The sequence below is a fragment of the Pseudonocardia zijingensis genome (genome assembly GCF_042657305.1).
GTDB lineage: Bacteria > Actinomycetota > Actinomycetes > Mycobacteriales > Pseudonocardiaceae > Pseudonocardia > Pseudonocardia zijingensis.
Map to the genome: position 1 here is coordinate 48,607 of NZ_JBHSKO010000038.1, position 6,562 is coordinate 55,168.

General features: G+C 74.9%; 6 protein-coding genes. 1 reads left to right on the top strand and 5 read right to left on the bottom strand.

From position 1 onward, the window contains the following. Nucleotide 1: 1 nt before the first annotated feature. The 5 genes from ACFPL3_RS39445 to ACFPL3_RS39465 are packed head-to-tail and all read right to left on the bottom strand — an operon-like array spanning nucleotide 2 to nucleotide 5,071. Nucleotides 2-610: a sulfite oxidase-like oxidoreductase gene (locus tag ACFPL3_RS39445; protein ID WP_343943503.1), complete on the bottom strand. Its 609-nt coding sequence runs from the start codon at nucleotides 608-610 to the stop codon at nucleotides 2-4. A 7-nt stretch (nucleotides 611-617) separates the two neighbouring features. Continuing rightward, the gene (locus tag ACFPL3_RS39450; protein WP_379590773.1) at nucleotides 618-1,514 is read right to left on the bottom strand and encodes a hypothetical protein; all 897 of its coding nucleotides are present in this window, start codon (nucleotides 1,512-1,514) and stop codon (nucleotides 618-620) included. Between the two features lie 10 nt (nucleotides 1,515-1,524). Beyond that, nucleotides 1,525-1,992, bottom strand: a complete 468-nt coding sequence (locus tag ACFPL3_RS39455) for an NUDIX hydrolase (protein WP_343947149.1) — start codon at nucleotides 1,990-1,992, stop codon at nucleotides 1,525-1,527. Nucleotides 1,993-2,031: 39 nt separating this feature from the next. Beyond that, nucleotides 2,032-3,120 carry a glycoside hydrolase family 172 protein gene (locus ACFPL3_RS39460; RefSeq protein ID WP_343947150.1) on the bottom strand — a complete coding sequence of 363 codons (1,089 nt, stop codon included), beginning with the start codon at nucleotides 3,118-3,120 and terminating at the stop codon, nucleotides 2,032-2,034. Nucleotides 3,121-3,175: 55 nt separating this feature from the next. Beyond that, nucleotides 3,176-5,071: an FAD/NAD(P)-binding protein gene (locus tag ACFPL3_RS39465; protein WP_343947151.1), complete on the bottom strand. Its 1,896-nt coding sequence runs from the start codon at nucleotides 5,069-5,071 to the stop codon at nucleotides 3,176-3,178. A gap of 264 nt (nucleotides 5,072-5,335) precedes the next feature. On the opposite strand from ACFPL3_RS39465, the gene ACFPL3_RS39470 reads away from it, so the two are divergent. Next, complete coding sequence (locus ACFPL3_RS39470) at nucleotides 5,336-6,442, top strand: LLM class flavin-dependent oxidoreductase (RefSeq protein ID WP_343947152.1); 1,107 nt, start codon at nucleotides 5,336-5,338, stop codon at nucleotides 6,440-6,442. Nucleotides 6,443-6,562 lie beyond the last annotated feature (120 nt).

The window sequence follows — 6,562 nt, forward strand, 5'->3', positions numbered from 1 at the left end:
GTCAGTCGCCCTGGTAGCGCTGCTCGGCCCAGGGGTCGCCGCGGTCGTGGTAGCCGTTGCGTTCCCAGAAGCCGGGCTCGTCGTGGTCCATCAGGCGCAGCCCCGACACCCACTTCGCGCTCTTCCAGAAGTACAGGTGCGGCACCAGCAGCCGGGCCGGGCCGCCGTGGATCGTGCTGAGCGGCTTGCCGTCGGCCTCCCAGACCACCCACGCCTTGCCGCCGGTGATGTCGGCGAGCGGCAGGTTGGTGGTGTAGCCCGTGTGCGAGACGGCCATGACGTGCGTGGCGGCGGGCAGGGGCTTCGCGGCGTCCAGCAGCGTGTCGACCGAGACGCCGTCGAAGGTCATGCCGAGCTTGGACCACGTGGTGACGCAGTGGATGTCGCCCTCGTAGCGGGAGCGGGGGAGCGCGTGGATCTCGTCCCAGGTCCAGGTGACGGTGTTCTCGGCGAGACCCTCGATGGTGAACGTCCAGCGCTCGGCGGGGATGTCCGGCGTGGCCTCGGCGTGCAGCACGGGCCACTCGTCGCGCGCGTCGTACTGCCCGGGAGGCAGGCGCGGGTCGCGTTCGCGCCGCTTGCCGACGAAACCTCGGGTGATACCGGCCATGCTCTGCTCAACCCTTCTGCCACGGGTTCATTCCGGATCCGCTCCGCCGGGCGCCGAGCCAGCCCAGCAGCGCGGCGAGGACGTCCTCGGCCACCGCGCCCGGCCGGTCGGACCCGAGCCGCCGCTGCGCCAGCGCCCGCAGCCGCACGCCCAGCACGGCGGTGCCGATCGCGGCGCCCGCGCCGAGCAGCCCGGGAAGCGTCGGGTCGTGGCCGTCGCGCCGGGCGATCGCCGCCGCCGAGGTGGCGCCCGCGGCCGCCCGGGGGATCAGCCCGAGCGGCGCGAGGCGGCTCGGCACGTCCGGGAGCTGGTCGGCCACCAGTTCGCCCGCCGCGGCCAGGCTCGACAGCGTGGTGGCGGTGCGGCCGCCGAGCCGGGAGGCCACCGGCCCCGCGTCATCGGGCCGGGAGGTGAGCGCCACGGCGGCGACCCCGGTGGCGCTGCGCGACCCGCTGGCCGCGCCGAGTGCGGCGGCCCGCAGCAGCGCCGCGGGGCTCGCCTGCGGCACCGGTTCGCGGCCCTCCGCCATCCGGGACACCGACACGAGGGTGGAGTGCGTCGTGAACCCGTAGACGAGGGGCGGCACGAGCGCGGCGAGCCGGTCGCGGCCGGCGCCGCGCGGGTCGAGCGCCCGCAGCACGGCCGCCGGGCCCGCGCTCGCCGCGAAGGCGGCCAGGCCGAGCAGCGGGCCGCTCACCGCAGCGGGCGGGCGCACGCCTGCGGCCCGCAGCACCCCGCCGAGCGCGCCGACGCCCAGCCCGGCTGCGGTGGCCGCGAGCAGCTCGGAGCGCCCGCGAGCCCGCGTCCCCGCGGAGCCGTCGAGGTAGCCGGTGGCGAGGTGGGCGCCCGCGCCCGCGGCGCCGGCGGCGCCGCCGCGCAGGACTCCGGAGAGCAGGGTTCGCATGTGTCCTCCGCTACCCGGCGATCAGGGCGGGCAACCGCTCCAGCAGCGGGACCTGCCCTTTCGTGATCTTCCGCTTGGCGTCCTCGAGCCCGAACCACGCGGCGCGGTCGATCTCCGGGAACTCCTGGATGCGCCCCGACCGCGGCGGCCACTCCATCGTGAACGTGCCCGGCACGATGTGGTCGGCGTCGAAGTCGGCGGCGAGGGCGAACGCGGTGATCCGCTTGCCGCCCGACAGCTTCACCTCCCCGAGCGGCACGAGCGGGCCGTCCGGCAAAGGTGCGCCGAGCTCCTCGGCGAACTCGCGGGCCGCGGCGTCGCGCGGGTCCTCGTCGGGCCCGTGCTCGCCCTTCGGGATCGACCACGCGCCGTCGTCCTTGCGCGCCCAGAACGGACCGCCCATGTGCCCGAGCAGCACCTCGGTGCCCCCGGGCCCCGGCCGGTGCAGCACCACTCCCGCGCTCCGCGTCGCTGCCACGCGGGGAAGTGTGGCAGAGCGCCGCGGCCCACGGTCGGGTCAGCAGACCTCGAGGTCGTCGGCGTCCGGGACCGGCGGTCGGCGGGTGGAGGTGCGGTCGAGGTAGAACCAGGCCACGGAGGCGATGTCGTCCTGCAGCTGCAGGTAGCGGTGCCCCGAGCGCCACCCGAGTGCCTGGACGTCCACCCGCAGGGCGCGCTCGAAGCGGATGGGGTCGGGCAGGTGCCAGCGGTACATGCCGAAGCGCTGCTGGCTGCGGTAGCAGCCGTCGGGCCGCAGGATCTGGTGCAGGCCCAGGTAGGGCGTGGTGTAGGAGGTGTAGCCGCTGCCGGGGACGTCGAAGTTCCACGCGCCGCCGAAGTAGTCCTCGGTGCCGGTGCCGCAGATGGTGGGCAGCTCGTCGTCGTCGTCGAGGTAGAACTTGACCTCGCCCTCGCCCCACCAGCCGGTCGAGTTCGTGGCCCAGGCGAGGTAGGTGCCGACGTAGTGGCCGCGGCCGGTGACGCCGTCGAGCAGGGTGTGGGTCTCGCCCTTGGTGAGCGGGTTGTCGCGGCGCCACTGGGCGTGCAGGTATCCGGCCTCCTCGGGCACGGGGGCGAGCGCGTAGGTGATCTGGAAGTAGACGATTGCCTGCTCGGCGCCGGTGTTCTCCAGCGTGATCCGTGCGCCGGAGCGGAAGGGCATCTGCCAGTAGCAGTTGAACCCTCCGTGTGGGTTCACCGCCACGACCTGGGACGACAGCTGGGCGAACTCGCCCCACCCCTGCCCGAAGAAGTCGCCGAGCGGCACCTCGACGGCGGGCTCGTCGTCGCCGTCCCAGTGCATGCGCAGCAGCAGGCTGCGCCAGTGCGACGGGTGCGTGGTGATCCAGATGTGCTGCACGACCCCGGGGCCGTCGATCTCGGCGAGCCGGGCGGTGGTGCCGGCCGGGACCTCGATCGAGGGGGACACCTTCCACCCGCGGCCGAGGTCGCGTGCGGCGGTGGCGCCCGTGCCCTCGGTGGCCCCGCCTCCCGCCCCGGGCGCGCCGGTGGGGTTCTCCGGGCTGATCGACCGCGTCGCCGCGGTGCTGATCAGAGCGGTGCTGAGCAGCGCGGCACTGGGCAGGGGTGTCTCGGGGTTCGCCATTGTCCCTCCGGCACGGAGCGGTGAAATCGATTCCACGGGCCACCGTAGCCGATGATCAGGCGGCGGCCGCCCGGGCGCCGGGGAGGCTGTGCAGCACGGCGCGGGCGACGGCGTCGTTGTAGCGCAGGCTCTGCGCGTTCATACCCGGCCGGGTGAACGCGCCCGCGACCTTGACCGACGTGTGCGGGCCCACCGCGAACCGCCGCGGGTGCACGGCCCCCGTGGCGTCGACGAGCGCCCCGTCGGCGGGCCGCACGCGGATCAGGCCGGTGTTGCGCAGCACGGTGCCGTCGGGCTCGCGCAGCACCTCCTCGCTCACGGCACCGCGCGCGAGCAGCGACGCGAGCAGCGGGTCGGTGGTACGGGCCGCGCTCGGGTCCGGGAGCCGGGCATCGACGAGCACGTGCGCGGTGACCGGTGGGGCGTCCACCACGCTCGCGCTCCCGGCCCGGAACGCGCCGTCGGCGACGTCGACCCACATGCCTTCGCCGAGGAACGCGACGTACCCGGCGCGCGAGAGGGCGAGCAGCTCGCGCACCCGGAAGCCGGGCGGGCCGCTGGCCGCGGCGTTGAAGAAGCTCTGCCACCAGCGCAGATCCGCCGCCCGCGACCGCGCCGAGAGCACCCCGGACCCGGCGAGGCGGGTGACCTCGCCGTAGACCGACAGCATCGCGACGAACGCCCCGAGATGGGGGGTGTGCGCCGGGTCCACGTGCTGGCGCAGGTCCTCGGCGATCCGCTCGCGCACGAGCGGCTGCAGCGCCGCGAGGTCGGGCGCGCGCACGCCGTCGAGGGGCCGGTCGAGTGCGGTCAGGTCGATGCGGTCCACCGGGTCGGGCACCGCGGCGGCCAGGAGGTCGTGCATCGCGGTGGAGTCCCAGCCGAGCTCGGCGAAGCGCTCGGCGAACCGCGGCCAGTCCAGGCGGACGCGGCCGGGGTGGCCGAGGAACAGCTCGTGGTACCAGCCCCAGGCGATCTCCTTGGCCATCAGCGGCCAGGCCTGGGCACCAAGCTCGACCGGCCCGCCGGAGGCGATCAGCGGGTCGACGGCGGGCGGCCCGAAGAACCGCGGCAGCGGCGGGCGGCCCGCCCGCAGCCGGTAGTGCGGCTTGGCGTGGTAGGGCATCCCCCGCGGCGACCCGGCCACCAGCCGCGGTTCGGCCCCCGAGGGCACGTACCGCAGGTCGTCGCCGTCGGGCTCGAACCGGCCGCCGCGCCCCTCGAACAGCAGCACGACGAGGTCGATGAACGCCAGGCCCAGGCCGCGCACGAGCACGGTGGCGCCCGCGGGCACCACCGACAGGTCCGAGTCGGTGGTCTGCTCCGGCGGCAGGTAGGTGAGCCCGTCGGCCGCGGCGCGCTCGGCGAGCCCGCGCTCGTCGTCGGTGGGGGTGGCGTCGAGGTGGCCGGAGGCGAGCACGACGGCGTCGACGCGCAGCGCGCCGCCCTTCTCCAGGCGCACGACCTGCACGTCGCCGTCGTCGGCGAGGTCCACGGCGCGGGTGCGGTGCAGCTGCACCCGCATGCCCGCCGGCAGCCGGGTCACGACCTCGCGCAGCACCCACGACAGGTAGGCGCTCTGCAGCCTGCGGCTCGGGAAGGTCTCCGCGGTGACCGCGCGCAGCTCGGCGGCGAGCTCCGGCCCGAGCGCGTCCGGATCGCCGTTCGCGCGCAGCTCCTGCGCCCACTCCCAGAACGAGGGGCCCGGCCGGACCGGCCCGTCGCACACCACCGAGTCGTCGGTGAACATCGTGACGTCGGCGGCCATCGAGTTCATGGCCAGCAGCGGCGACTGCGCGTGGCGCCAGATCCGGCCCGAACCAGGTGGATAGGGGTCGATCAGGTGCACGGTGAGCCCGTCGGGCCCGATCTCGGGCGCGCTGGCCGCGAGCCGCTCGAGGACCCCGACGCCGCGCGGACCCGCACCGACGATCGCGATCGCTCTGCTCACAGGGTTTCCTCCGGGCGATGGGCGGCCGCGCCCGATCGCGCGGACGGCGGGCGGCGCCGCCGGCTCCCCGAGCGTATGTCGGTCCCGCGGCATCGGCCAGCGCGCTCGAGCGTTGACGACGGCAGCCCCGGGTGTTGTGGTGGAGGCGTGGCCATCCGCGTCCCGCTGGTGATCCGCCGCCACGTCGACCTCGGTCGGGTGTGGTCGGCGGCGTGTCCGGGTTCCTGAACCCGCCACCCCACCACCGGACGACAGGAGCACGACATGCCCGTGGAGTTCCTCGGCATGGGAGCCACCAACGACGGCACCGAGACGCACCCGCGATCGGGCCCGGCGTTCGACCCGGAGTACACCGTGGCGCTGGCCCGCGCCCACGAGGAGACCGGTTGGGACCGGGTGCTCACCGCGTACGGCAGCGGCAGCTCCGACCCGGCCCAGGCGGCAGCGCTGATCGCCTGCCGCACCGAGCGGCTGCAGGTGCTCGTGGCGCACCGGCCCAACGTCTCCTACCCCACGTTCGCGGCGAAGACCATCGCCACGCTGGACGCGATCAGCGGCGGCCGCACCACCGTGCACGTCATCACCGGCGGCAACGACCACGAGCAGCAGCGCGAGGGCGACACGCTGCCCAAGGACCGCCGCTACGACCGCACCCGCGAGGCCATCCAGATCTTCAAGAAGGCCTGGACGGCGCGCGAGCCGTTCGACTTCCACGGCGAGCACTACGACTTCACCGACTTCGTGCTCGACGTCGAGCCCGTGCAGAAGCCGCGCCCGCGGATCTCCTTCGGCGGGTCGTCGGCCGCCGCGTACCGGGTGGGCGCGGAGGAGGCCGACATCTACGCGCTGTGGGGCGAGCCGCTCGCGGGCACGGCGGAGCAGATCCGCACGATCACCGAGCTGGCCGCGGCGGCGGGCCGCCCGGCGCCCACGTTCCAGGTGGCGTTCCGGCCGATCCTGGGCCGCACGGAGGAGGAGGCCTGGGAGAAGGCCTACGCCACCGTGGCGGCGATCCAGGACCGGACGAAGGGCGGCGCCCAGCTCACCCGCCGCCACAAGCTCACCGACCCGGAGAACGCCGGGTCGCAGCGCCTGCTGGCCGTGGCCCAGCAGGGGGAGCGCCACGACCGGGCGCTGTGGACGGTCACGGCGCAGGCCACCGGCGGAGCAGGCAACTCCACGGCGCTGGTGGGCACCCCGGAGACCGTCGCCGCCGCGCTGATGGACTACTACGACCTCGGCGTGCGGATCCTGTCGGCCCGCGGCTACGACCTGCTGGACGACGCGCGGGAGTTCGGCCGCGAGGTGATCCCGCTCGTGCGCGCCGAGGTGGCCAGGCGCGACGCGCAGCGAGCGGTGGTACCCGCCTGAGCAGCCTATGAGGACGAGGTCAAGTCCAGTCTTGGTGTGGTGAGGGCGTGGGGGGTCACCGCGGTGGCGTGTGCCGCCGTGGTTGATCGTGTTTGTGGTGGTCGTTGACGTGGGCGGGGT